Source organism: Armatimonadota bacterium (genome assembly GCA_020354555.1).
Taxonomy (GTDB): Bacteria; Armatimonadota; Hebobacteria.
The window spans coordinates 464115-489948 of the sequence record CP070648.1; the positions used below are offsets into that span (position 1 = coordinate 464115).

Annotated in this window: 17 protein-coding genes; 15 read left to right on the top strand and 2 right to left on the bottom strand. The window is 65.0% G+C overall.

Translation table 11 applies throughout. The features are described 5' to 3' along the window. The first annotated feature begins 131 nt into the window (after window positions 1-131). The 15 genes from JSV65_01930 to JSV65_02000 all read left to right on the top strand — a co-directional run bounded on the left by JSV65_01930 (window position 132) and on the right by JSV65_02000 (window position 22218). On the top strand, window positions 132-1559 hold the full coding sequence (locus tag JSV65_01930) for a VCBS repeat-containing protein (GenBank protein UCH35136.1): 1428 nt from the start codon (window positions 132-134) through the stop codon (window positions 1557-1559). A 174-nt stretch (window positions 1560-1733) separates the two neighbouring features. Continuing rightward, window positions 1734-3245, top strand: coding sequence for a hybrid sensor histidine kinase/response regulator (locus tag JSV65_01935; protein ID UCH35137.1), 1512 nt, complete (start codon window positions 1734-1736; stop codon window positions 3243-3245). A 502-nt stretch (window positions 3246-3747) separates the two neighbouring features. Then, entirely contained in the window at window positions 3748-4299 is a 552-nt protein-coding gene (gene pyrR / locus JSV65_01940) for a bifunctional pyr operon transcriptional regulator/uracil phosphoribosyltransferase PyrR (protein UCH35138.1), read from the top strand. A gap of 4 nt (window positions 4300-4303) precedes the next feature. Beyond that, the gene (gene pyrB / locus JSV65_01945) at window positions 4304-5509 is read left to right on the top strand and encodes an aspartate carbamoyltransferase (protein UCH35139.1); all 1206 of its coding nucleotides are present in this window, start codon (window positions 4304-4306) and stop codon (window positions 5507-5509) included. Beyond that, window positions 5506-6783 (top strand): dihydroorotase, encoded by a 1278-nt coding sequence (locus JSV65_01950; GenBank protein ID UCH35140.1) that lies wholly within the window; start codon window positions 5506-5508, stop codon window positions 6781-6783. Before pyrB ends, JSV65_01950 begins: the two co-directional genes overlap by 4 nt. After that, the gene (gene carA / locus JSV65_01955; protein UCH35141.1) at window positions 6780-7904 is read left to right on the top strand and encodes a glutamine-hydrolyzing carbamoyl-phosphate synthase small subunit; all 1125 of its coding nucleotides are present in this window, start codon (window positions 6780-6782) and stop codon (window positions 7902-7904) included. Before JSV65_01950 ends, carA begins: the two co-directional genes overlap by 4 nt. Before the next feature lie 26 nt (window positions 7905-7930). Then, entirely contained in the window at window positions 7931-8344 is a 414-nt protein-coding gene (locus JSV65_01960) for a GxxExxY protein (GenBank protein ID UCH36671.1), read from the top strand. A 281-nt stretch (window positions 8345-8625) separates the two neighbouring features. Beyond that, window positions 8626-11871, top strand: coding sequence for a carbamoyl-phosphate synthase large subunit (gene carB, locus JSV65_01965; protein ID UCH35142.1), 3246 nt, complete (start codon window positions 8626-8628; stop codon window positions 11869-11871). Window positions 11872-12241: 370 nt separating this feature from the next. Next, window positions 12242-13366: a hypothetical protein gene (locus JSV65_01970; protein UCH35143.1), complete on the top strand. Its 1125-nt coding sequence runs from the start codon at window positions 12242-12244 to the stop codon at window positions 13364-13366. A 188-nt stretch (window positions 13367-13554) separates the two neighbouring features. Then, window positions 13555-14553 carry an NADH:flavin oxidoreductase gene (locus tag JSV65_01975; protein UCH35144.1) on the top strand — a complete coding sequence of 333 codons (999 nt, stop codon included), beginning with the start codon at window positions 13555-13557 and terminating at the stop codon, window positions 14551-14553. Beyond that, window positions 14550-15623 (top strand): nucleoside 2-deoxyribosyltransferase, encoded by a 1074-nt coding sequence (locus tag JSV65_01980; GenBank protein ID UCH35145.1) that lies wholly within the window; start codon window positions 14550-14552, stop codon window positions 15621-15623. The genes JSV65_01975 and JSV65_01980 overlap by 4 nt, the downstream gene beginning before the upstream one ends. A gap of 139 nt (window positions 15624-15762) precedes the next feature. Then, window positions 15763-16851, top strand: coding sequence for a redox-regulated ATPase YchF (gene ychF, locus JSV65_01985; protein UCH36672.1), 1089 nt, complete (start codon window positions 15763-15765; stop codon window positions 16849-16851). Between the two features lie 217 nt (window positions 16852-17068). Continuing rightward, window positions 17069-18193, top strand: a complete 1125-nt coding sequence (locus tag JSV65_01990) for a hypothetical protein (protein ID UCH35146.1) — start codon at window positions 17069-17071, stop codon at window positions 18191-18193. Window positions 18194-18971: 778 nt separating this feature from the next. Continuing rightward, the gene (locus JSV65_01995) at window positions 18972-20555 is read left to right on the top strand and encodes a GGDEF domain-containing protein (protein UCH35147.1); all 1584 of its coding nucleotides are present in this window, start codon (window positions 18972-18974) and stop codon (window positions 20553-20555) included. 55 nt (window positions 20556-20610) lie between these two features. Continuing rightward, the gene (locus JSV65_02000; protein ID UCH35148.1) at window positions 20611-22218 is read left to right on the top strand and encodes a GGDEF domain-containing protein; all 1608 of its coding nucleotides are present in this window, start codon (window positions 20611-20613) and stop codon (window positions 22216-22218) included. 48 nt (window positions 22219-22266) lie between these two features. Here JSV65_02000 and JSV65_02005 read toward each other — a convergent pair whose 3' ends face one another. Both JSV65_02005 and pfkA read right to left on the bottom strand, forming a co-directional pair. After that, a complete protein-coding gene (locus JSV65_02005) occupies window positions 22267-24537 on the bottom strand; it encodes a sodium-translocating pyrophosphatase (GenBank protein UCH36673.1) in 2271 nt (756 codons plus the stop codon). 340 nt (window positions 24538-24877) lie between these two features. Beyond that, complete coding sequence (pfkA, locus tag JSV65_02010; protein UCH36674.1) at window positions 24878-25822, bottom strand: 6-phosphofructokinase; 945 nt, start codon at window positions 25820-25822, stop codon at window positions 24878-24880. Between the last annotated feature and the right edge of the window lie 12 nt (window positions 25823-25834).

A 25834-nucleotide genomic window follows, 5' to 3' on the forward strand; every position in this document is an offset into this window, starting at 1 on the left:
CCGACGGACTGCCGCAGCGCCAAGCGCCCTGAGGTTAGACGTTGTCCGACGGCGAATGGATTACCTGGACCGTCTCGGCCAGGAAAAAGCCAAGACTCTGCGGCTGGACCACGCTCGAGAGGAGCCTGACGATGCGAAGCGATTGCCGGCGGTATCTCGTGGCGCTGGCGGTGACCCTCGCGGCGACGGTCGCGCCAACTCCGGGCAACGCGAGCCCGGCATTGACGGGTCGGCCTCAATACGAGTCCAACCCGTTCGTCATTCAGACCATGCAGCCGCCCGCTGACGAGCGACAGGGCGGGATCGCCGTCGCCGATCTCGACGGCGACGGCTTGATGGACTTCCTCTACACGACACCGGGCAGCGTCGGCGCGTACCACCACGACGGCCGCAGGATGTGGCTCCTCGACGTGCCGATTCGGTTGAGCGGGCAATCCGAGAGCGAAGGGCTGCCCGGGCTGCACCACCCGGGCGTCCAGGCGGCGGACATTGACGGAGACGGGGCGACGGAAGTCGTCTTCCTGCTCGCCGACGGTACCGTACAGGCGGTTGACGGGGGCACCGGCAACACGAAGCTCTCGGCCCGTCCGCCGGTGTTCGGTGAGGTCGAGCGCTGGGAGTCCTTCATCCTGTGCAACCTGCGCCGCAAGGGCGACCGGGACATTGTGCTGCAGGCGACGAATCCGAAGGGGTATCGCGTCGGCCACTACCTCCAAGCGATGAAATTGGATGACTTGGATGGCGAGCCGCTGTGGCGACGGGACGACTTCGGCGCGCTGGCTCACGGTCCCGCTCGCGCCGCCGACCTGGACGGCGACGGTCGCGACGAAATTATCGGGTTCACCATCGTCCGTCCGGACGGCACCAGCCCCGCATGGCGCTACCCTCCGATCGCGAAAGACATCGTGGACGGAGCGTCTTTCCACATTGATTCGCTATTCGTTTACGACGTACGACCTGATGTCCCCGGTCTTGAGGTCGTTCTCCTGGAGGAGGGGCGCAACTACATCGCGGTTCTCAATCCGGACAATGGAGTGCTGTGGCACAAACCGGGGCCGCGACGTCAAGAGCCGCAGAATGCAGCAGTCGGCGATTTCGATCCGAGCCGGCCGGGACTCGAGATCTGGTGTCGTTCGCGCCATAACGTCAATCAGACGCCCTGGGTTATGGACGCCAGGGGCAAGGCCATCGCTAAGTGGAAAATGGCGGAAAAGGCGCCGCCGAACTGGACCGACGCCGGGGTAGAGGAGATCTCGGTGATTGACTGGGATGGCTCCGGGCCGCGTTACTGCGCAGCGAAGGAGCGCCACGCCCGCGGGGACATCTGCATCTTCAATCCGGCGACGGGCGATTTCGTGCGACGCTGGTCTGAGCAAGCCGACCGCATCATGGTCGCCGATGTCGCAGGCGATTGGCGCGAGGAGATCATCGTCGTCCGCGGCAACCAGATCCGCGTCTACTGGAATCCGGCGCCCAACCCGCACGCGCCGCGCGAACGCTATTGGACGGAGCAGCACTACCGCCGCAGCAAAACCAATTGGAACTATTACTCCCCGTGAGAAACCCCGCCGCGGCCGATGCGTGGGCGGCGGCGCGTCCGGCAGGAGCATGCCACGGCGAAGCAGAACGTTACCTCATCAGCCGTATCAAGCGCTCGCTTGGGTACATAAGCATACTGAAGGCGCCTGGTCGCGCGCGCCCGCACCGGTCACGAGCGACCGCGCCACGCTGTGATGACAAGGGCGATATCCATACTGCGCAAGTCGCAGGTTCCCTTCCTCGGCGCCGTCACGCTGGCCGCGCTTTACGGCGTCAGCCGCTACGACTACCTCCTGTTCCACAGCATCGGAGAGCTGTTCAGTATCGTCGTCGCCTTCAGCATCTTCGTCATCGCGTGGAACACTCGCCATCTCCACGATAACGCGTATCTGCTGCTGATTGGCATCGCGTATTTCTTCGTCGGCACGCTTGATCTGCTGCACACTCTCGCCTACAAGGGGATGGGCGTCTTCCCGCATCATGATGCCAATCTGTCCACCCAACTCTGGATTGCCGGTCGCGGCCTGGAGAGCCTATCGCTGCTCATCGCTCCACTGCTTCTCGGGAAGAAGCTCCGGACCTCTCTCGTCTTCGCTGCGTATTTCGCGGTGGTTGCGCTCTTGCTCCTCGCCATCTTCGCGTGGGGCATCTTTCCGGTGTGCTATGTCGATGCGGCCGGGGGCGGCCTGACCCAATTCAAGATCGTCGCCGAGTATGTCATCTGCTGCATCCTGATCGGCGGCCTCATCGCTTTGTGGGCGCGACGGACTTGGTTCGACCCCATGGTCGTGCGATATCTCGCCGCCGCCGTTGTGACGACCATCCTGGCGGAGCTGGCCTTCACGGCTTACGTCAGCGTGTATGGCACGTTCAATCTCGTCGGTCACCTGCTCAAGATCGTATCGTTCTACATGGTTTACCGCGCCATCGTGCAGACTGGCCTTGCGAAACCCTACGATCTCCTGTTCCGGGAGTTGAAGCAACGTGAAGAGCAGTTACAGGCGGCGCAGCAGATGCAGGAGCAGATGACCCGATTCCTGGTGCACGATCTGCGCTCGCCACTGACCAGTGTGCTCGGAGGGATCCAGACTCTGCGCGAAGGCAGCGCGGAAGAGTGGGGAGAGACGCGTGAGGAACTGTTCGACGGCGCGATCGCCTCAGCTTCCTGGCTGTTGACGCTGACCAACGCGCTGCTGGACGCTTCTCGCCTCGAGAGCGGCAAGATGCCGGTACGGCTGCGCGACGTGGACGTCGGGGATGTGATCAATGCGGCGTGCCAGCAAGTATCGGTGTGGGCCGGGCTGTGCCGCGTGGGCCTTGTGTCGCAACTCGCCGCCGACAACATGACCGCCGTCGCAGACCGTGAATTGACGATGCGTATTCTGGTGAACTTGCTGAGCAACGCGATCAAGTACAGCCCGTACGAGTCCGAAGTGACGATTCGAGTCGCGCCAACCGATGGCAATGCCGTGGCCTTCAGCGTCACCGACCGCGGGCCGGGCATCCCCAGGGACATGACCGACAGGGTCTTCGAGCGCTTCGGGAGCATCGAAGCGCGCGACTCGGGAATCGGAGGCACGGGGCTCGGCCTGAATTTCTGCAAGCTCGCGGTGGAGGCGCAAGGCGGCCGCATCTGGATTGACAGCGACATCGGCCGCGGCACGACAGTTTTCTTCACGCTGCCCGCGTCGGCGGAGCGCCCCTGATCCGCCGATCACAGACCTCCGGCGACGCCGCGGTCTCGACCGCGGGCCTCGGATCGCGTGGGGACCGACGGCGGCGCAGGAAGGCATGGCCGGGTGCCGGCGAAGGTGGCGGATAGACAAATCCCGTTTCCTCCGTATTGACAAGCCGGCGCCCGTTGTGCTACCCTTCGCCCGATAATCCAAGCAGTCGTCTGCCGGACGGCGTATCCCTTTAATCTAGCCCTGCGAGGCTAGGAAGGAGCGACGTGAACGGATCAACGCGAGTCTACGGGTCTTCCCCTAATGGGAGGGCCCTATTTTCATGCCTGCCCGGGACTGACCCTACGATCCCTGGCGAGCGTGTATCCATCAGCGTCTCGTCCGGACTGAGCCACAGCCCAGACTCTTCCGGGATGCGACTCGCGACCACCAACCCCGATCAGTGTGCCCTTCCGGTAAGGTACGAACCCCGTTTGGATCGCGCGTGCGCGCGTGAACCGCGCGCGCTAATGGAGCCCAAGACATGAGCAACCAGCCACCCGAGATCATGGACGCCGACGATATTCGACGCGCCTTGACCCGCGTCGCGCACGAGATCATCGAGCGCAACCGCGGAGCGGAGAATCTGGCGCTGGTGGGAGTCCTCACGCGCGGCGTGCCCCTGGCGCAGCGCCTAAGCGAACTCATCGCATCCATCGAGGGCATCAACGTCCCGGTAGGCGCGCTCGACATCACCCCGTACCGCGACGACCGCCCCGACCGCGGACCCGCCGGCGACGACGCCAGCGACCTGCCCTTCCCCATAGACGACAAGCGCATCGTCCTGGTGGACGAAGTCATCTATACTGGGCGAACCGTACGCGCGGCTATGGACGCCTTGATGGAGCGCGGGCGGCCGGCTGCCATTCAGCTCGCCGTGCTCATTGACCGCGGCCATCGCGAACTGCCCGTCCGGCCGGATTACGTTGGCAAGAACGTGCCGACTTCTCACCGCGAGCGCGTGACCGTGCGCCTGCGCGACCCCGACAGCGAGGAGCGCGTGATCATCGAGAAGCGGCAGGAGGGGGCGAAGTAGAGAGATGGCACTCGTTGGTCGCGATCTGGTTTCGGTGTTCGATCTGGCTAATGCGGAGATCGAAGCGATCTTCGCCCTCGCCGACGACATGGGTCAGTATGTGCGCGCCAAGACAGATATCGCGCGCGGCAAGCTCATGGCCACGCTCTTCTACGAGCCGAGCACGCGCACCAGACTGTCCTTCGAAGCCGCCATGCTGCGCCTGGGGGGCGACGTCATCAGCTGCGCGGAAGTCGCTTCGACCTCCGTGGCCAAGGGCGAGACCATTGCCGACACGGTGCGCATCATCGAAAGCTACGCCGACGTCATCGTCATGCGCCATCCCCTGGAGGGCTCGGCGCGAGTGGCCGCAGATTACGCTGCGGCGCCCGTCATCAATGCCGGCGACGGGGCTCACGAGCACCCGACGCAGACGCTGCTCGACCTCTACACGATCCGCAAGGAGAAGGGCCGCATCGAAGGCGTGTGGGTGGCGCTCGTCGGCGACCTCAAGCACGCCCGCACCGCCCATTCCCTCGCCTACGGCCTGGCGCGCTTCGGGGCGCGGATCGCCTGCGTTGCGCCGCAAGGCCTCGAGCTGCCGCGCGAGATCAGCGACCGCATGCGCGAACGCTACAATGCCCCCACGCACGAATACGGCAGCCTCGACGAATTGGTGGCCGATCCGGACCTGGTGCGGTCACGCAAGGCCTCGGATCCCGATGAGCAATTGGCGCTTACCTCCAACGCGATTTCGCTGTTCGACGCGCTCTATGTGACGCGCGTCCAACGCGAGCGCTTCGCAACGCCCGAGGAGTTCGCGGCTGCGTCAAGCTCGTACAGCATTACGGCCGACATGCTGAGCCGGGCGCGCCCGGACGCCCTGGTCATGCATCCGCTGCCGCGCGTGGATGAACTGGACTACGACATTGACGCCGACCCCCGGGCCGCGTACTTCCGTCAGGCCGCGTACGGCGTGCCGGTGCGCATGGCGCTCGTGGCGGCGATGCTCGGCCTCGCCGATCTCAAGATCCCGGCGGCCGACGAGCCGGAGCGCCGTGCGCCAAGGAAGACGCCCGCGCCCGGGATTAAGTGCTCCAACCCGCGGTGTGTCACGACCGAGGAGCGCCATCTGCAGCCGCTGTTTGAGCCGGTCGGCGCAACCGGCAGAAAGCTGCGCTGCGCGTACTGCGAGCGGATCACCAAAGTCCCGCAGGGGGAGAGCGCTTGAGTTATCTCATCCGCGGCGGCACACTGGTTGATCCTGCGACAGGACGCAGCACGCGCGGAGATCTCCTCATCGTCGGGGATAGGATAACCGCCGTGGGACGTGCGGTGCCCGCCGGCGAGGCCGAAGTCGTGGACGCGAAGGGCCTTGCGGTCTGCCCCGGCCTCATAGACATGCACGTCCATCTCCGCGAGCCGGGCTTCGAGGACAAGGAGACGATCGCCTCAGGCACGGCGGCCGCGGCGGCAGGCGGGTTCTCCACCGTCTGCGCCGAGCCCAACACGGCTCCGCCGATTGACTCCCCGGAACTCATTGCGGATGCGATGTCGCGGGCGGAGTGCGCGGCGCTCGTACGCGTTCATTCCAAGGCGTGCCTCACGAAGACACAGCGCGGCGAGGAACCTACCGCAGCGAAAGCGCTCAAATCCGCAGGCGCGATTGCCCTAAGCGACGACGGCGAGCCGGTGCTGGACGACAGCGTGATGGCGGCATGCTTGCGCGGGGCAGCAGCAGCTCGCATGCTGGTCACCACGCATTGCGAGGAATCGCCTGCCTCGCGCGGAGTCAAGCCGTGGATCGTACCCTATGCGGCCGAGCCGCGTCTCGTCGGACGCGACCTCGGTCTCCTCGGCGACATCCCCGCCCGGCTGCACTTCTCGCATCTGAGCACGGCGGAGTCGGTCGCGGCGGTCACGAAAGCGCGAGACAGCGGACTCAAAGTCACGGCGGAAGCGACGCCTCACCACTGCTTGCTGAGCAGCGAGCAGATCCCCGACAGCGAGGCGAACTTCAAGGTCAATCCGCCGCTGCGGTCGTCAGACGACGCGGCGGCAATCGGCACTGCGGTCGCGTTGGGTGAGATTGACGTCATCGCCAGCGATCATGCGCCGCACACGCCCGCTGAGAAGGCGCGGGGCTGGGATGACGCGCCCTTCGGCGTCATCGGCTTGGAGACGACGCTCGCGGTCATGCTCACTTCGTTCTACCATCCGCAGCTGATGTCGCTGGTGGACCTGCTCGCGAAGATGACGTGGAATCCCGCGCGAATCCTGCGGTTGAAGTCGGGCAAGCTGTCCGTCGGTGCGCCGGCGGATGTGGCACTGATAGACCTCGACCGCGAGTGGGTCATTGACCCGCGCGAGTTCAAATCGAAGGCGCGCAATTGCCCGTTCGCCGGCTGGCGCGTGAAGGGGCGAGCGGTCGGGCTCTTCGTCGGAGGAAGTCTGGTGATGAAGGACGGTGAGATGCTCGGCGCCGCCGTCGGTGAGAGAACATGAAGGCGATACTTGCACTCGAGGATGGCACGGTTTTCGAGGGCGTCGGCATCGGCGCGCCGGGGCGCGCGGTGGGGGAGGTGGTCTTCAGCACCTCGATGACGGGCTATCAGGAGATGCTCACCGACCCGAGCTACCGCGGGCAGATACTGGCCCTGACTTTCCCGCTCATCGGCAACTACGGGGCGAGCGCCGGGGACATGCAGTCGCCCCGACCGCAGGCTGAAGGGTTCGTCGTCCGCGAACTGTGCGACGAGCCGAGCAACTGGCGCTCCGAGCATGCGCTGCGCGCATTCCTCGAAGAGCACCGCGTGGTCGGCATCACCGGCGTTGACACCCGGGCCCTAACACGGCGCCTGCGCGAGCACGGCGTCATGATGGGCACTATAACCACCGAGGAACGCCCGGCAGAGGCGCTGGAGCGCCTGCGGCAGACGCCGCGCTATGGAGAACTCGATTTCATCCATGAAGTCGGCACGGCGAGCCCGTACCAGTGGAGCCCCGAGGCGCGCTACGGCGCCGCCCAGGCGCGGATGCCTTTTGAGGAGCGCCCACGCATTGCGCTGATTGACTACGGCGTCAAACGCAGCATCCTTCAGTTCCTCCACGATCTGGGCTGCGACGTGCTGGTGCTGCCGGGCACCGTAACTTCGGAAACGATACTCGGCCTGTCGCCGGACGCGCTCGTGCTCTCGCCCGGGCCTGGAGATCCGGCGCGCCTCGACTACGAGGTGGATGTGCTGCGCGGGGTCATCGGGAAGCTGCCCATCCTTGGCATCTGCCTGGGTCATCAGTTGCTCGGTCTGGCATTGGGCGGCCGCACGTTCAAGCTGAAGTTCGGCCACCGCGGCGCCAACCACCCCGTGAAGGAAGCCGTCAACGGCGGCCGCACCTACATCACGGTGCAGAACCACGGCTACAGCATAGACGAGGAGAGCCTCGACGGCACCGGCGCCATCATGTCCCACGTCAGCCTCAACGACGGCACCGTCGAGGGCCTGATGCATCCCGATCTCATGATTACGTCGGTGCAGTATCACCCCGAGGCGTCGGCCGGGCCACAGGACAGTCGGCACATATTCGACGATTTCATCGCGAGCGTCAGAAAGCGCAAGGACGTTTGATCAGGAAATGACGGACCTTCCTGGTGATTAACCACAAAGACACCAAGGCACCAAGTGAGCCAATCCCAGATGAGGTCGATCGCGTGGCTGCACAGATCGTGGACGCCGCTTTTCGTGTCCATTCCAGCTTGGGCCCTGGCTTGCTGGAGAGCGTTTACGAGGCCTGTCTGGTTCACGAACTGAGTAAGCGCGGACTGAGGGTATCACAGCAACTCGCGCTGCCCGTCGTGTATGACGGCATCCGAATCGACGCGGGACTTCGTATCGATCTTGTTGTTGAGGACTGCGTCATCGTGGAGGTGAAGACCGTTGAGAACCTGGCGCCAATCCATCACGCACAAGTGCTGACTTATCTTAGGCTGACGGGGCACCGCCTGGGGCTGCTCATCAACTTCAATGTCGGAGCGATTAGGAATGGCATCAAGAGAATCGCCTTGTGAACAATGCCCGGTGGCACGAAAACAATTTGTCTTCTCTGACTCGGTGTCTTTGTGACTTGGTGGCTCCAATGCGTGCATCAACATCTCCTATGACGCGATGCCCTCATGCCCTGCCTGGGGCACTTGACAATACGTCACGCCAGAGCAGCCACGTCATGAGCCAGAGGCGCGGACGCACTATGGGAGCGGTAATCCGGCTCCGAAGTGTCAGATCCGACCTTTGTGTCTTTGTGCCTTGGTGGTTTCATGACCGACTCCTAGAAGCATTGGGGCGAAGCTAGATGCCCAGGCAACCTGATCTGAAGAAAGTAATTGTGATCGGCTCCGGCCCGATCGTCATCGGCCAAGCGGCGGAGTTTGACTACGCCGGCACCCAGGCGTGCAAGGCTGCCAAGGAAGAAGGGCTGGAGGTGGTGCTGGTCAACAGCAACCCCGCCACCATCATGACCGATACGAACATCGCCGACCGCGTCTATATCGAGCCTTTGACCGTCGAAGCGGTGACCGCGATCATCGACCGCGAGCGTCCGCACGGCCTGATACCGACGCTCGGCGGCCAAACTGGCCTCAATCTCGCCACCCAGCTCGCCAAGAAGGGCATCACCGACCGCTTCAACGTCCGCCTGCTGGGCACGCCGCTCGACGCGATCGAGCGCGCCGAAGACCGCGAGCATTTCAAGGCGACGATGGAGTCCATCTCGGAGCCGGTGCCGGAGAGCGCCATCATCACCTCGCTCGATGAAGCGCGCAGCTTCGCGGAGGAAATCGGCTTCCCCGTCATCGTGCGCCCCGCGTACACCTTGGGCGGCACGGGCGGCGGCATCGCTCACAACCAGCGGGAGCTCAAGGAGATCGCCAGCCGCGGCCTGCGCATGAGCATGATCGGGCAGCTGTTGTTGGAGCGCTGCGTCCTGGGCTGGAAGGAAATCGAGTTCGAGGTGATGCGCGATGGCGCCGACAACTGCATCACGGTGTGCAGCATGGAGAACCTCGACGCCATGGGCGTGCACACCGGCGACTCGATGGTCGTCGCGCCCGCGCTCACGCTGACCGATCCCGAATACCAGATGCTGCGCAGCGCGTCCATCAAGATCATCCGCGCGCTGGGCATCGAGGGCGGATGCAACGTCCAGTTCGCGCTCGACCCCAAGAGCTTCACCTACTACGTCATCGAGGTCAATCCGCGCGTCAGCCGTTCCAGCGCGCTCGCGTCCAAGGCGACCGGCTATCCCATCGCGCGCGTCGCCACCAAGATCGCCGTCGGCCTGCATCTCGACGAAATCCCCAACGCGATCACGCAGAAGACGACGGCTTGCTTCGAGCCCGCGATTGACTACGTCGTGGTCAAGGTGCCCCGCTGGCCGTTTGACAAGTTCGCCACCGGCGACCGTACCGTCGGCACGCAGATGAAAGCGACCGGCGAAGTCATGGCCATTGATCGCACGTTCGAAGCCGCACTCAACAAAGCGCTGCGATCGCTCGAGATCGGCGTCTACGGGCCTCGCCTGCGCGGCGTCAACCTGTGGAGCGACACCCAGCTCGAAGACATCTTGCGCCACCCCACCGACGAGCGCATCTTCGCCGTCTTCGAGGCCTTCCGCCGCGGCATGTCGGTCCAGGACATCCACGAGCTATCGTTCATTGACCCCTGGTTCCTGCACCGCATGCGCAATATGATCGAGATGGAGGAGACCATCGCCGACGCGGGGCAGGAGGGGTTGACCGACGAGCTTCTTCAGAACGCCAAGCGGATGAACTTCTCCGACCGCTACATCGCGGAGTTGATCGGCGGTTCGGAATCCGCCCTTGCTGAGCGCCGCCACTCGCTCGCTCTCGACCCGACCTACAAGATGGTTGACACCTGCGCGGCCGAGTTCGAGGCCGCCACGCCATACTACTACTCGACCTATGAGAAGGAAAACGAGGCATCCATCACGCATTCCCGCCGCGTCATCGTTATCGGCGCGGGGCCGATTCGCATCGGGCAGGGCATCGAGTTCGACTACTGCAGCGTGCACTCCGTGTGGGCGCTCGCGCAGGAAGGCTACCAGTCCATCATCATCAACAGCAACCCGGAGACGGTCAGCACCGACTTCGATACCTCGGACAAGCTCTACTTCGAGCCGCTCGCCGAAGAAGACACGCTGAACATCATTGGCCAGGAGCAGCCGGATGCCGTGGTCGTCCAGTTCGGCGGGCAGACGGCGATCAACCTCGCCGACACGTTCCACCGCAACGGCGTCCCGATTCTCGGCACGGCGTTCGAGGATATTGACGTCGCCGAGGACCGCGATCGCTTCGAGCATCTCCTGCGCCGGCTCGACATTTCCAAGCCACCGGGGCGTGCCGTGACGTCGGTCGAAGCGGCGCGGCGCGTGGCATCCGAAATCGGCTATCCCGTCCTGGTGCGGCCGTCCTATGTCCTCGGCGGGCGCGCGATGGAGATCGTGTTCTCGGATGAAGAGCTGCTGTCCTACATGAACATGGCGGCGGACGTGTCACCCCGGCACCCGATTCTCGTGGACAAGTACGTCCTGGGCAAAGAGGCCGAGGTGGACGTCATCGCCGACGGCCGCGACGCGCTCATCCCCGGCATCATGGAGCACATCGAGCGCGCCGGCGTCCACTCCGGCGACAGCATGGCCGTCTGCCCGCCGGTCACGATCTCCGAGAAGGCGCAGCGCACCATCGTGGAATACTCCGTCCGCCTTGCCCGCGCGCTGCACGTCAAAGGGCTGATGAACATCCAGTTCGTGCTCGAGGGCGACCACGTGTACGTGCTCGAGGTCAACCCGCGCGCGAGCCGCACGGTGCCGTACCTCTCGAAGCTGACGGGTATCCCGATGGTCAACGTCGCGACCAAGGCGATGCTCGGCAAGTCGCTGACCGATCTCGGCTACACGCCCGGCCTCTATCCGCCGCCGCAGCACTACGGCGTCAAAGCGCCCGTGTTCTCGTTCGCCAAGCTTACGCGCGTGGACATCAACCTCGGCCCGGAGATGAAGTCCACCGGCGAGATCATGGGCATAGATCCGGAGTTTCCGAAGGCGCTGCACAAGGCGATGGTGGCGTCTGGTGTCGCGGTGCCGGAGCGAGGGACGCTGGTGCTGACAGTGGCCGACCGGGACAAGCCCGAAGCGGCCGAACTCGCGCGTGGGTTCAATCGGCTGGGGTACACGATCCACGCTACGCGCGGCACGGCGAGTCATCTCTCGGCGCAGGGCATACCGGTCGTGCGCGTCGGGAAGATCAGCGAGGGCAGCCCGAACATCATTGACCTCATCATGAGCGGCGGTGTGGATCTGCTCATCAACACGATGTCGAAGGACAACCGCCCCGGCCGCGAGGGCATCCGCATCCGCCGCTCCACAGTCGAGCACTCCATTCCCTGCCTGACCTCGCTCGACACCGCCCAGGCGCTGCTCACCGCGCTTTCCTCCCGCCGCGAAGGCGAGCGCTACGCCTACAAGACCATCGACGAGTACCTCTCAGACGGCAAGGGCGCACACGGCGCCGGCCCGGCCTGAGCCTCTGCCGCCGCGACAGGTGTCACGGGATTTCCGTGGTGTCGCGTGTTGCGGCAGGAAAGTCCCTCTGCAGGTTGTTGCACAATTCCAGTGCTCCGCGCTTCCCCGGCGCCGCGACTGTCATTCAGAGCGTCGCGCTGAGCGTGAGCGAGGCGCAAAGCGAAGAATCTCGGCATCGTCGAAGCAACTGCGCAACAGCCCCCTCCGCCCTCCCGCCCACCGGCCGCCGTGCCCCGGCTCGGCAATACCTGCAGCCGTGGAAGCCAACCATCCCACACGGCGACATCACGAAAAAGGCTGCTACCCTCTTTGTCACGAAGCATCTATACGTGGCGTGGCAGCGACCGCTGTCCGGGGGGACTAAATCGACATGGTTGGCACGAGGGCAACGTTCCGCTTCCGTCAGACCGTGGCTAGGGTCGTCCCGCTCGTTCTCGCCTGGGTTCCGTATCTCGCGGTTTTTGCGCTCAGCGGACTCGCGCCGTGGCCGTATTGGCTTCACCTCCTCGGCCTCAGCTTTCTATTGGCACTGGCAGGAGGTGCGTTCACGGTAGCTGCGATACACAAACAGTTTCCCTATCCTGAATCCCTGCAGAGCTGGGCCGCCCTGATCAATGAAGCCGTAGCCTTCACATTGACACTCGGAACCCTTGCGACAGTGCTACTCTACGCTTTTGTTGCCATCCCTTTGGGGTTGATTCGAAGGATCCTGCATTACACCCGCGTCGCGCCCCGGCTGGATGCAGCACTGGGCCGTTACCCGGCAGCGCTCTCGTTGACCCGGGTTGTTGCCAGGATGATCGAAACAGACTGGGGCTCAGCGGCACTGGCGAGCCTGGCAATCAGCCGTCAGTCGGCAGCGCTTTCGCTGCATCGGGCTGTGGCCACTCGGAAGCGTGAACTCTCGGTATCCACCGCAAATGCTCTGTACCGACTGCACTATCACCTCGCGGACGACGGAACCCTCTGGGTCATGTCCATGGATGCTCGGGGGCCAGCCCGCGAGACCGCGCAGGTGATAGCACAAATCGTGGATCGCCCTCGGATCATTCACGCCCGTCTGGCTCTGTTCTATGCCTCGCGCCTCGGCCTTCGGCCACCGCGCTACCGATCGCCGCTGGCCATGCACCTCTTGCTTGCCAGCACCGAGTTATCGGCAAGCCTCCGGGCCTCACGCTCGCCGGACGCAGGCCTAGTTCACCTGTCGAATGCGATCGGAGCACGGTGGGGGCCACCCGAAGGGCCAGTGCGGCGGCCCACGAGCGTTGAGCGCGACCGCCTGGAGTTCCTACGATTGCTGCGGCGATATCCGGACATCCAGCAGGATCTTCGTTACCAACTCCTGATGGGGATGCTCGAGTCGGGAACTCAGCTTGAGCGCCTGGCGCAGGCTCGGCAGCAGATCCACCCAGACCCGGAGGACGTGCAGATGCTGCCGGAGGAACGCAAGGAGCGCGAATGGGCGGAGGCGCTAATGGCCGCCGCCGCTGCTTGACCTTGTCTATCCGCGTCTATCTGCGTCAGTTCGTGGTTGTTCGGCGGGGACAGTTACCTTTTCTTTCCCGCCAGCCGCAACCCGGCCCAAGCGGTACCCACAGCCGTCGAGGCCAATCATCCGACATGGCGGCGTGACTGAAAAGGTAACTGTCCCCCAAAGTCTAACTACTCGCCGGGAGGCTCACAGTGCCACGACTATTCGATGCGATCCAGATACCGGGGACTGCTCTGCGCCTGCGAAACCGCGTCGTCATGCCGCCCATGAATATGGATGACGCCGGGCCGGGCGGGGTCGTCACGGACGAGGTCATCGAGCATTACGTCGCGCGTGCCCAGGGCGGCGTGGGGCTCATCATTGTCGCGGCAGCATACGTGCGCGACGACGGGAAGCTGTCCCGGAATCAACTCGGCATTTCCAGGGACGAACACGTCGAGCCGTTGTCGCGACTCGCGAAAGCAATCAAGGAGCGCGGCGCAGCGGCCGCGATTCAGATCCACCACGCCGGTGGTGTCGCAGACGCGGAGACCATCGGCGGGACGGCCGTCGCGCCGTCGGCCGAGGGCTTCCCGGATCGCGACGTGAAGGAGCTGAGCGTCCAGGAAATCCGCGAATTGGTCGAGGCGTTCGGCGCTGCCGCCGCACGCGCGAAGGCCGCCGGATTCGACGCGGTCGAGTTGCACGGCGCGCATGGCTACCTCGTCACGCAGTTCCTGTCCCCTGCCACCAACCGCCGCGACGACGACTACGGCGGCACGTCTGAGAAGCGCCTGCGTTTCGCGCTGGAGTGCGTGGATGCGATCCGCAAGGCGACGGGTCAGGACTATCCCATCATCACGCGCATCAGCGCGAAAGAGGATGCTCCCGGCGGGCTGACGATTGAGGACGGCTGCCGCATCGCGAAGGCGCTGGATGATGCCGGCGCGTGCATCGTTCACGTGTCCGCCAGTCTTGCGAGCACGGGCGAGCGCGGGTGGGGTTACATGGTGCCGCTGGCGGAGGCTGTCAAACGGGCGGTGTCGGTGCCGGTCATCGCCGTCGGCAAGCTGCACGATCCGAAGCTCGCCAACAGCGTCATCGAGGAGGGCAAGGCCGACCTCGTCGCCATCGGTTCCCAACTGCTGGCGCAGCCCGACTGGCCGCAGGCCGCCGCAGAGGCCCTGGGCCAGGAGATGAAGCCACTATGATGCCGCAGCCCGATTTCGAGCGGTTCCGCACAGCCGTGCTCTGCCGCGAGCCGGACAGAGTGCCGCTCGCAGAGCTGAAGGTCGAGGACGCGGTGAAAGCCGCGTTTCTCGGGCGCAAGTTTGCCGACCCCTCCTCCGATCCCATTGCCTACCTGCGCGACGACATCGAGTTCAGCGCCGCCGCGGGATACGACTACGTCCGCGTCACCGCAATCCTGCCATACCCCGAAGTCAAGACCGCGCATACCTACCGCTATGGCGGCTACGAAGGCGACACGCGCCGCGACTGGGTCAGCCTTGGCGGCGGCATCATTCGCACCTGGGAGGACTTCGAGAACTTCGCGTGGCCGAGCGCTGACGGTGCTGACATGCGGGCGCTCGAAGCGGCGGCGGAGCATCTGCCGGACGGCATGAAGGTGGTCACGGCCGTCAAAGGTGGCGGCATCTTCGAGCGCGCGTGGATGCTGATGGGCATGGAGCAATTCGCGATGTGCCTGGCCGATGACCCCGACCTGGCGAGGGCGGTGGTGGACCGCGCCGGGGCGCTCTACGTTGAAACCTGCGCGCGGGCGGTCGAACATGACGGCGTCGAGTGCGTCTGGTTTAGCGACGATCTGGCGCACTGCGGCGGCATGCTCGTCTCGCCGCAAGTGCTGCGCGACTGGGTGTTCCCGTGGTATCAGAAGCTCGCGGACCTCAGCCGTGCGCACGATCTCATCTTCATCTTCCACTCCGACGGCAAGCTGTGGGAGGTCATGGAGGATCTGCTCGACATCGGCTTCCACGCGTTGCATCCGATCGAACCGAAGGCAATGGACATCGTCGAGGTCAAGCGCCGCTATGAAGGGCGGCTGTGCGTCATCGGCAACATTGACCTGGGCTACACGCTGACCCGCGGCACGCCGGCCGAAGTGGAGGCGGAAGTTCGCGAGCGCATCCGCGCCCTCGCCCCCGGCGGCGGGTACTGCGTCAGCTCGAGCAACAGCATCACCGAGTACGTCCCGTTGGACAACTATCGGGCGATGCTCGACGCGACGCTGCGATACGGCGAGTATCCGATCAACGTCTGAACGCAGAGCGTTGAACTTGGCCCCGGATTGACGCCGATGTACGCGGATATGGATGGCCCGCTTCGCGCGACAGTTGAACAGGATTCGCCGGCAGGGCCGTTCTGCCCGCTGGCGAAGATAACCGATGGCGGGGTGGGCGATGATCGAGATCGGCATAGTCGGGCTGCCCAACGTCGGCAAGTCCACCATCTTCAACTCCCTCTGCGGCGCGCAGGCCAAGGTCTCCAATTACGCATTCTGCACCGTCGAGCCCAACCGCGCAGTCGTGCCCGTTCCCGACCCGCGTCTCGCGCGCGTGGCGGAGATCTTCGGGCAGGAGCGGGCCGTTCCCGTCACCGCCACCTTCGTTGACATCGCGGGGCTGGTGCGCGGGGCGAGCAAGGGCGAAGGGCTCGGCAACCAGTTCCTCGCGCACATCCGCGAGGTTGACGCGATACTCCACGTCGTACGATGTTTCGCTGATGCGGAGGTGTCACACATCGAAGGCGACGTGAACCCCACGCGCGACGCGGAGATCGTTGATATCGAACTCGCCTTAGCGGATCTCGGCACGGTTCAGCGCAGACTCGAGAAGGCCAGAACGGACGCCAAGAGCGGCAATCCCGACGCGCGGGCGCAGGTCGCGTTCCTCGAACGCCTGTCGGAATCCCTCAATCAAGGAACGCCTGCGAGACTCGTCGAGGTGACCCACGCGGAGGCCCAGGTGCTGGGCGAGCTGCATTTGCTGACCGCAAAGCGGGAGTTGTATGTCGCGAACGTGGGAGAGGACGGCGATGATTCCGGCGGGGCAGGGGAGGAGCTGCGAGAGTACGGGCAGCAGCGCGGCTCGCACGTGCTTGAACTGAGCGGCAAGATTCAGGCGGAGCTGGCAGAGCTGCCCGATGCGGAGCGAGATCAATTCGCGCGGGAGATGGATGTGCCTGCCGATGCACTGGAAAAGGTCGTCGCCGCGAGTTATAATGTACTTGAACTGGTCACGTTCTTCACGGCAGTGGGGAAGGAAGCGCGGGCGTGGCCGGTGCGCAGAGGAACGACCGCGGCCGAAGCCGCGGGTCAGATTCATACGGATATGGAGAAAGGGTTCGTCCGCGCTGAGGTCATCGGATTCGATGTCCTGGATCGCCTCGGCTCGTGGGACGCGGCGCATCAGCAGGGCTTGCTGCGCGTGGAGGGCAGAGACTACGCGGTTGAGGAAGGCGACGTGATCCACGTGCGGTTCGCGACCTGAGCGCGGCACCGTTCTTGCGGCGCTGGATTCCTGGAAGGGGGTGGGGGTGCTCTGCGGCAGCATCAGGAAAGCCGCCGGAGCCGACGGAAAGGCGGGTAAAACGGGTTCGTCAGGGGAATACTCAAACCGGGAGATCGGAAGGGGGACGCAGCAGCGATTGCTGCCTTGCGGCGCCGAGTCGGCACGGGCTGCTGACGAAGCGAGAAAGGAGGCGGCGATGAGGCGCAACACGGCCGTGCGCGGTACGGCATGGCTCGCAGGCCTGGTGGCGCTCGTATTCCTACTGGGCGCGCTCCTGGCGTGCGACGCCGAGGCGGGGTTCTTCAGCAAGGTCAAGGGTCCGAAAGCGAGTTCCCAGAAGGAAAGCACGTCCCCGCCCTCGACAAGCAGCAGCCAGCCGAAAAGCGGCGGCTTCCTAAGTAAGGTCAAGAGCAAGGGGCCGACGCCGTACATCCCGTCGAAGCCCGCTCCTTCACCACCGTCAAACACGCCGCTGCCGAGCGACAAGCCCGGCTTCTTCAGCCCGACCAAGGACAAACCGCAGCTCGGCGTCCCGCACCCGTCCACACCGGGCAATCCCCCGGGCGACTTCGTGTTCACGCGGCCCAGGGATGGTTGGAAGCAGGATCCGGGAGTGCTGCGGGACGTCACGTCGACGCCGAGGCACGGCTGGAACAGCCGTGGGTACTTCGAGCAACTGCGCCGTGAGATCGAGGCGCGCCGCCACCGAGAGCGACACGTCCATTACTGGTACTATCCCTACGACTACACCTACTACCGCTGGTACCGCTACCACGTCGTGCCGCTTTACGTGTCGGTGGACAGCTACGGTTATGGCTACACGTACCTCTATCCGGACTACCGGTTCTACTATGCCGCGCCGACGACCATCATCATGGTGGAGCCCAACGATTGGGTGTACGGCGAGACGTACGTCCCGTACGCGACCTGGCCCTCCAATGACTTGATGGAGGCGAAGCGCGACATCGAGCGCGGGTGGCGACACGAACGCCTCGAGTTGATTGACCGCCACCTGGATCCCGACCACCAGATCGCCAGCTACCTGCGCGATGAGTACACGCACAGCCTGTCGGCGGAGGAGTTCCGGCAGCTCACACTTGATGCGTTTTCCAGCATTCGCACGGTGAGCTTCGAGCTGACCTCGGCGCGCTACGTCTCGACACGCTACTGGGCGCGGCTGAAGGGTAAGCACGTCTTCTACGATCCCTTCGACAAGCGCACCGTCGTCTACGTCAGCTACCTGATGCGCCGGGTCGACTACGATGCCGGGCATGAGCGCTGGATGATCTGGGAAGTCCGCCAGTCGCCGTCCCCGGACTGAGGCGTACGGCGCGTTCGATTCGCGGCGAACGCGCACGCATCCAGTTTGACTGAGCGTCGGCCCTGGTCGCGACAGAGCGGCCAGGGCCGTTTTCTGCTGGGGCTGACTCATTCTGCTTGCCGTGTCGCGGCAGCGCCCCTCGAACAACCACCGCCACCGCTTGACAAGTCCCGGTCTTGCCGCTACTATTGCGGGTAGCGAAAGGAGGTGGTGTGCATATGGTTAACTTAGCACGAGGTGAGGCTGGAGGCTAGTACCTGCTCGAAGACTTCCTCCATGTCCTCAGACATGACAGGGACGGAGCCGCAGCAGGTCGGCTCCGTCCTGCTTTTTGCCCCGGCCGAGTAGCGCGCCGCCCCCACGTTCGGCCGCGGCGTCCTCGCCCCGAACCCCGCGTGCACGCTGCCGCATAGACCGAATCACCTCTCCATCGAGCCCGGGCTTGTGCACGCGCGGCACCGTAGGCCCCTCCGGAGCCCCCAATGCGTCGAGGCCGTCGCACCTCCCCCGGGATCGGGCCCGTGAGCGTGATTCCTTGGTCTGCCGCCCTTCCCGTGACAGACGGACCCCGTTAATGTGGAATAACGCCCACAAAGTCTTGCTGTCAGGGGCGGACTGCCCCACCGGGCACGAACCCGCGGAAGTCGGTCCGGAAAAGGTCCCGGACCGTCTGCCGACTTGACGCCCGGCGTCGCGCAATACTGGAAGACTTTCATCAATCACATCACATCACACCGTGCGTCTGACGTGCGGCACAAAACAACAGAGGTCGCATGACATGCCCCCCGAACAGCCGTTAGGGACACACGCCTCAACGGAACCGCCCCTCGACGCCTCCGGCGACGCGAGCGCGTCGTTCACGGCCATGACGGCACAGATAGCGTCGGTGGTTCGCCTCGTCGTTTTGCTGACCGTTGTGCTCATGCTCCGGCTGCGTCAACTGCCGCTGGTGTTCGATTCGCTTGACATCTTGCTCGCACTAGGCGCGTGCTACGTCGTCGTCACCACGCTGTTCCCGCGGCGCTGGAGAAGCTCGCAGCTCACTCGTCTCCTTCTCATCTGCGACATCGTGCTGATCTCGGGCCTGATCTGGATCACGGGCGGCACGCGCAGCGAGTATTACCTGCTGTATTACCTGCCGATTCTGCACGGGGCGAGCCGCCTCAACTTCCGCGACGCGATAACCGCGTCGGTGTTGGCGGCGATCTGCTATCTCTTCATCGCCATTGCCGCGGGGCCGCTCGTGCCCATTATGACGACCGGCATACTGAGAGCGGGCGCCTTTGGCGGCTCGGTCATCATCCTCGCCGTATTCTTTGCCGTTCTCTCCCACGAGGCGCGCACCAATCGACTGCTTACGGAGAAACTGCGCGAGGCGTTCGACAGCGTGTCGGCAGTGTATGACATCGCCCGGGTGGCGAGCACCCGCGACAGCGTGCAAGACGTGATGGGCACGACGCTGCGGCAAGCGATGCGGCTCTCGGAGGCCGACGGCGGCGTCCTCGCCGTGCTCGACAGCGAGGGGCGGTTTCACGTGGCGGCGCAACACGGCGCCGACGACGCACCCGAAGTGGCATTCGACCAAGCGCTTGCTGGGACAGCGATCGAGGGCCGCCGGTGGTTGTCGCGCGAAGTCGCGGACCCGCGACCCGACAAGCAGCCCGCCCACGAGTTCTTCATCCCCATGTTTGCCGGCTGGCATCCGCTGGCGGTAATGCAGATTCGCACGACTCGCCCCGCCGGCTTGCAGGAGCGGGATATGGAACTCGTACGTGCGTTGTGCGCCGAGGCCGCGATGGCCATCGAGAATGCTCGCCTCCGCGCCGAAACGAAGCGCGCGGCGGCCACCGATTACCTGACCGGCCTATGCAATCGCCGAGAGTTCGCACTCCGTCTGGAGGCGGAGATTCGGCGCACCGCGCGGCACGGCGGCGAAGTCGCCTTGGTGCTGCTCGACGCCGACGACTTCAAGCGCTGCAACGATTCGCACGGGCATCAAGCCGGCGACCAGGTGCTGCAGGCGCTGGCGGAGCGCATCGAGGCCGTCATCCGCGGCGAGGATACCGCCGCACGTTACGGCGGCGACGAATTCGCAATTATCCTGCCGCAGACCGACATCGCCGGCGCCCGCGTCGTGGCGCAGAAACTTCAGCGAGAACTTCAAACGCTGACGTTCGATTGGAGCGCCGACACGTGGCAGCTCACGGTCAGTACCGGTGTCAGCGCGTCAGGCGAAGAGCTCTCCGCTAACTTGTTGCTGCAGAAGGCCGACCGAGCACTGTACGAGGCCAAGAGCGCAGGCAAGAACCAGATCTGTGTGTGGCAGGCCAACGCACAAGCTGAATCGGCGGCAACCCCGTGACGGCCGTTGTCGCCAGGCGCTGCAACACGTTGCCACCGCAGAAGGCACACGCCAGGTGAAAGACGGCAACCGCCAAACACTCAATAACGCAGCAGTCGCCATCCGCGCGGTGGTCCTACTCACCGCCACGATCATGACGCGCGTGCGGATGCACGCCGCTCCGGCGACCTTGGGATTGGACATCCTTCTCGTTTGCGGGGGACTGTATGTGCTGCTGACATCTGTCCTCGATCGCCTCGGGCCGCGCTACCGGCCCGACGTCAGTGCGCTCGTCGGCTTGGACGTATTCTACATCACCGCCCTGGTGTGGCAGACCGGTGGCCTCGCCAGCGAGTTCTATCTGCTCTATTACCTGCCCATTCTACACGCCAGTGTGCGCCTCGACTTCCGCCACGCGGTGCTGTCTTCCATGCTAGCCGCGCTGTGCTACGGGTTGATAACGGTCGCGGGAGGGCCGGACGTCCCGGTGCAAAGCACCCCGGCGCTTCAGTTGGCCACGTTTGGCGGATCCGCGCTAATCCTGGCGCTTTTCTTCGCGACCGCCGCGGCTCTGTCCAGAAGCCAGCGCGAAACAACCGACCGCTTGGAGCGAACGGTCGAGCGGCTGTCGGCGCTGTACCGCATCGCGCGCGCGGTTCACGCCAAGGACAGCTTGCAGAGCGTCGTCGATACGAGCCTTGAACTCGGGTTGGAGCTCACGGGGGCGCGCTTCGGGTATGTGGCACTGGGCAACGGCGCCGGCGAACTGCTGGTCAAAGCCAGCCGCGCCGCAAGCAGCCAGGGGGATATCGGCGAGCACCCGCCGTTCGATCGCCGTCTCGCGGAGCAGTGTCTGGTGCGGCGGGCGCCGGCGGTGACCGACGTTCGGGGCGATCATCCCGAAGTGGCCGGCGCGCTGCGCGCGGGATGCTGCGTGATCTCCGTTCCGTTGGTACACAACGACAACGCCTATGGGGCGGTGCAGCTCTACGATGCTCCCGGCGAGACGTGCGGTGAGCGGGAACTCGAGACGCTGGTCGCGCTATGCGGGGAGGCGTCGCGCGCGATCGAGAACGCCCGTCTGCTGGCCGAGGTTCACCGCTTGGCGGTGACAGACGAACTCACCGGGCTCTACCACCGCAGCGAGTTCCGACGTTTGCTCGCCGCGGAAGTTGACAACGCGCGGGCCAACGGGGGCGTCATCACGGTGCTTCTGTTCGATATTGACGGGATGCAGCAGATTGGGGCTGAGCACGGACCCGAGGCGGCGGACGAGGTACTGCTCGCCTTCGCAGACATGTTACGCCGGTACATCAGATCGCAGGACATCGCCGCGCGCTACGGCGCCGACGAGTTCGCAGTGCTGCTGCCGCAGGGAGGCATTGACGGTGCGCGAGCCGTTGCGGCGCGGCTGTGCCATGCCATGGCGCGCCATCCGTTCCACCTCCACAGCGAGGACGAGGTCCGTCATTTCAGCGTTTGCGCCGGCGCGGTCGTTGCCAAGGAGATGCCCGACGACCCGGATCATCTGATCGGGCGCGCCGACGAAGCGCTGTTCGAGGCAAGGCAGGCGGGGCCGGGCCAGATCCGTTTCTGGGAGGCCACCGTCAAGCGCGGCGTCGTGACGCAGATGCGTCAGATCGTGGAGCACGTGCAGCACTCCTCAGACGAGCAGTGGCGCTGACGAAGTGGCTTCGCCCGGCGCCCGTGACCGGCGGCGCCGCGGGCGGCATCAAGCCCCCGCCTCAGGCGGCTCCCCGGTCTTCTCCTCAAGCGCCGTCTCCGCGCCCAGGCCGCTCCGCTTGCTGAACACCACCGCGGTGCCGAGCGCGGCGATCGCCGCGAGCACCACCACAACGCGCAGCGCCGGGCTCATCTCTCCCAACTGCGTTGCCGCCACAAACGGCGCCAACAGAAGCGCCACCAAGTTCATTACCTTAATCAGCGGGTTGAGCGCGGGCCCCGCAGTGTCCTTGAGGGGATCGCCGACCGTATCGCCGATGACTGCTGCCTTGTGAAACTCGGTGCCCTTGCCGCCGTAGAGCCCGTCCTCGATCTTTTTCTTCGCGTTATCCCATGCGCCGCCGGTATTCGCCATAAACACGGCCATAAGCTGTCCGGTGAGGATCGCCCCCGCGAGGTAGCCGCCGAGCGCTGCGGCGCCGAGCCCGAAAGCGACCAGGACCGGCGTGGCGATGGCGAGCAGGCCCGGGCCGATAAGCTCCTTCTGCGCCGCGCGAGTGCTGATCTCGACACACCGAGAGTACTCGGGGCGCCCGGTGCCTTCCATGATGCCCGGGATCTCGCGGAACTGGCGCCGCACTTCATCCACGAGCAAGCCCGCCGCGCGGCCGACTGCGCGGATGGCGAAACTGGAGAACAGGAACGGCACCGCGCCGCCGATGAGCAGCCCGATGAACACGGGCGGGAAGTTAACGCGTATTCCCGTTTCCACCAGTTCGCTCTCCGCCGCGAAGGACGCGAACAGAGAGGTCGCCGCGACCACCGCAGTGGCAATGGCGAAGCCCTTGGTCAGGGCTTTGGTCGTGTTGCCTACGGCGTCCAGGCGGGCGACGATGCGATGGGCTGCCTCCTGTTTCTTGTCCCCTTCCTTCAACGCACCCGACATCTCGAAAATGCCGTTGGCGTTGTCCGATATCGGCCCGTATGTATCCATTGCTAGAATGTAGCCGGTCGTCGTCAGCAGCCCGAGGCCGGCCAACGCAATGCCGTAGAACGCCAGCGCGAGGTTGCCGCTGAAGATCACGAACGAAACGAGCATGGTGAAACAGATCGCCAGGATCGCCCACACGCTGCTCTCCATGCCTTCCGCGAGCCCGGCCAGCAGCATGGTGGCCGCGCCGGTGCGCGTCGAGCGCGCGATCTCGGTTACCGGCGCCTTGTCGGTGTGCGTGAAATGCTCGGTGAGTCGGCCGATGATCAGCGCGAGCACGATGCCCATTGCCGTCGCCACGAAGAAGCGCCAGTCCGGCAGGTAGAGCACCGTCACCACCCCGAATCCGGCCGCGGCGAGCAGCGCCGAGACCCAGAAGCCGACATTGATCGGCTGCATCGGGTTCATGTCCTCGTCATCGCGGCCGCGCACGCTCCAGGTGCCGACGATGGAGGCGAACACGCCCACCGCCCGCACGAGCAACGGATAGATGATGAGCTTGAGGCCGAACCCGAGGTCGGCCCCGACGAAGATGGCCGCCGCGCCGAGAATGATGGCCGCCACCAGCGTCACTTCGTAGCTCTCGAAGACGTCGGCGGCCATGCCGGCGCAGTCCCCGACGTTGTCGCCGACGTTGTCGGCGATGACGGCGGCGTTGCGGGGGTCATCCTCGGGGATGCCCTTCTCGACCTTGCCCACGAGGTCGGCTCCGACGTCCGCCGCCTTGGTGTAGATTCCGCCGCCGACCCTCATGAAGAGCGCCGCCAGGCACCCGCCGAAGCCGAAGCCCACGAGCACGCGCATCGCATCCTCGCGGAACACGAGAAAGATGACCGTGGCGCCGAGCAGGCCCAGGCCGACCGTGAACATCCCCGACACCGTCCCCGCCTGGAACGCCAACTCGAGCGCGCGCTTAAAGCTGCCGAGCGCCGCATTCGCCACGCGCACATTCGCGCGCACCGCCACGCCCATCCCGACGTAACCCGCGCCATATGACGCGAACACGCCCATGAGGAACGCCAGCGCGATCCCGAGCGCGATCATCGGATCCTCGGCGTACTTCCCCTGGTACATGAAGTAAAGGCCGATCGTGATGACGAGCACGAGGACGATCATCGTCCGGAACTGCCGACCCAGGTAGGCCATCGCCCCGTCGTGAATCGCGGAGGCGACGTTCTGCATGGCCTCGCTGCCGGCGGGCGCTCGCGCAACCTTGCGCGTCAGGTACCACCCATAGAGCAGCGCGATGACCGCTGTAATCAGCACCGCCCACAGCATACCCCACTCCAGCGGCGGCAGCGTGGGCAGCGTAAGCTCGCCCTCGCTCATCGGGATGCGTGCGTGTTGTATCTCGCCTCCCACAGGCATATTCGAACATCCTCCTTGTCTAATCCGCGTTATTCGCGACGAGCTTAGACCACGTACACAGCGCGCCCCACGACCGTCACGAACAACCCGAACGCCGCGGCTAGGCGGACGTGGAGACGATGCCGCCGACCCGCCGCAGGTGCGAGCTAATGACAGGCCAGCTATCTGGGCCCAGGCGCGCTCCAGGTCTCAGCAGATGCACGCGTCGTCGTTGGAGCACGGTATCCCCCGCCGCGGCAATGATGTCGCGGCGTGCCGCACAGTCTCGCGGCCGAATCAGTGATTCCCGCCACGGCAGCGACTATGCCGCCAGCACGTGGGCCAACTCGTACACCGAGGTGTCAATGGTCTTCCGCTGCGTCCATATCGTCTCGAGGGGAAAGACGACGACCTGGTTGGCCTGCATGCCGACCATGACGCCGAACCGCCCTTCGACCATTGCGTCCACCGCAGCCGCGCCGAGCCGGGTGGCAAGCACGCGGTCGGCAGCCGTCGGCGCGCCGCCGCGCTGCAAATGGCCGAGGACGGTCGCTCTGGTCTCGGCTCCGGTAATGGCTTCAATATCGGCGGCGACGGCTATGCCTCGCGCCGCACCCTCTGCGACGACGATGATGTACGACGTCTTGCCGCGCCGTCGTCCCCGCTTGATCGTGCTCCCAATCCTGGTTGTCTCGAACGGTATCTCCGGCACCAGGATGGCCTCGGCGCCTCCGGCGAGACCTACCTCCAGCGCGATGAAGCCGACGTCGCGGCCCATGACCTCGACCACGAATATGCGATCGTGGCTCACCGCCGTGTCGCGGATCTTGTCTATCGCATCGAGCGCGGTGTTGACCGCGGTATCGAATCCGATGGAGAAGTCCGTCCCGGCGAGGTCGTTGTCAATGCTGCCGGGTATGCCGACCGTCGGCACCTGCCACTTCTGCCACAGCTCGTGCGCGCCGTGCAACGAGCCGTCGCCCCCGACGACGATCACCCCGTCGATCTGGTGCTGGCGCAACTGCGCTACGGCGTCTCCTTGCCCTTCTTCGGTCTTGAACTCGGGGCAGCGGGCGGTGAGCAGGATGGTGCCACCGCGATTGATGATCCCGCTGACCGCGGTGGCCGGGAGCGGCTCGAATTCGCCCTCGATCAGGCCGAGATATCCGCGGCGCACGCCGACCACTTCCGAGCCGTGATGAATCGCGCGGCGCACGACCGCGCGTATCGCCGCGTTCATCCCCGGTGCGTCGCCGCCGCTCGTCATGAGCGCGATGCG

What these genes read in the sequence shown, in the direction of transcription:
- JSV65_01930 (UCH35136.1), top strand. Translation starts at nt 132, where the DNA reads ATGCGAAGCGATTGCCGGCGGTATCTCGTGGCGCTGGCGGTGACCCTC.
- JSV65_01935 (UCH35137.1), top strand. Translation starts at nt 1,734, where the DNA reads ATGACAAGGGCGATATCCATACTGCGCAAGTCGCAGGTTCCCTTCCTC.
- pyrR (UCH35138.1), top strand. Translation starts at nt 3,748, where the DNA reads ATGAGCAACCAGCCACCCGAGATCATGGACGCCGACGATATTCGACGC.
- pyrB (UCH35139.1), top strand. Translation starts at nt 4,304, where the DNA reads ATGGCACTCGTTGGTCGCGATCTGGTTTCGGTGTTCGATCTGGCTAAT.
- carA (UCH35141.1), top strand. Translation starts at nt 6,780, where the DNA reads ATGAAGGCGATACTTGCACTCGAGGATGGCACGGTTTTCGAGGGCGTC.
- carB (UCH35142.1), top strand. Translation starts at nt 8,626, where the DNA reads ATGCCCAGGCAACCTGATCTGAAGAAAGTAATTGTGATCGGCTCCGGC.
- JSV65_01970 (UCH35143.1), top strand. Translation starts at nt 12,242, where the DNA reads ATGGTTGGCACGAGGGCAACGTTCCGCTTCCGTCAGACCGTGGCTAGG.
- JSV65_01980 (UCH35145.1), top strand. Translation starts at nt 14,550, where the DNA reads ATGATGCCGCAGCCCGATTTCGAGCGGTTCCGCACAGCCGTGCTCTGC.
- ychF (UCH36672.1), top strand. Translation starts at nt 15,763, where the DNA reads ATGATCGAGATCGGCATAGTCGGGCTGCCCAACGTCGGCAAGTCCACC.
- JSV65_01990 (UCH35146.1), top strand. Translation starts at nt 17,069, where the DNA reads ATGAGGCGCAACACGGCCGTGCGCGGTACGGCATGGCTCGCAGGCCTG.
- JSV65_01995 (UCH35147.1), top strand. Translation starts at nt 18,972, where the DNA reads ATGCCCCCCGAACAGCCGTTAGGGACACACGCCTCAACGGAACCGCCC.
- JSV65_02005 (UCH36673.1), bottom strand. Translation starts at nt 24,537, where the DNA reads ATGAGCGAGGGCGAGCTTACGCTGCCCACGCTGCCGCCGCTGGAGTGG.
- pfkA (UCH36674.1), bottom strand. Translation starts at nt 25,822, where the DNA reads ATGACGAGCGGCGGCGACGCACCGGGGATGAACGCGGCGATACGCGCG.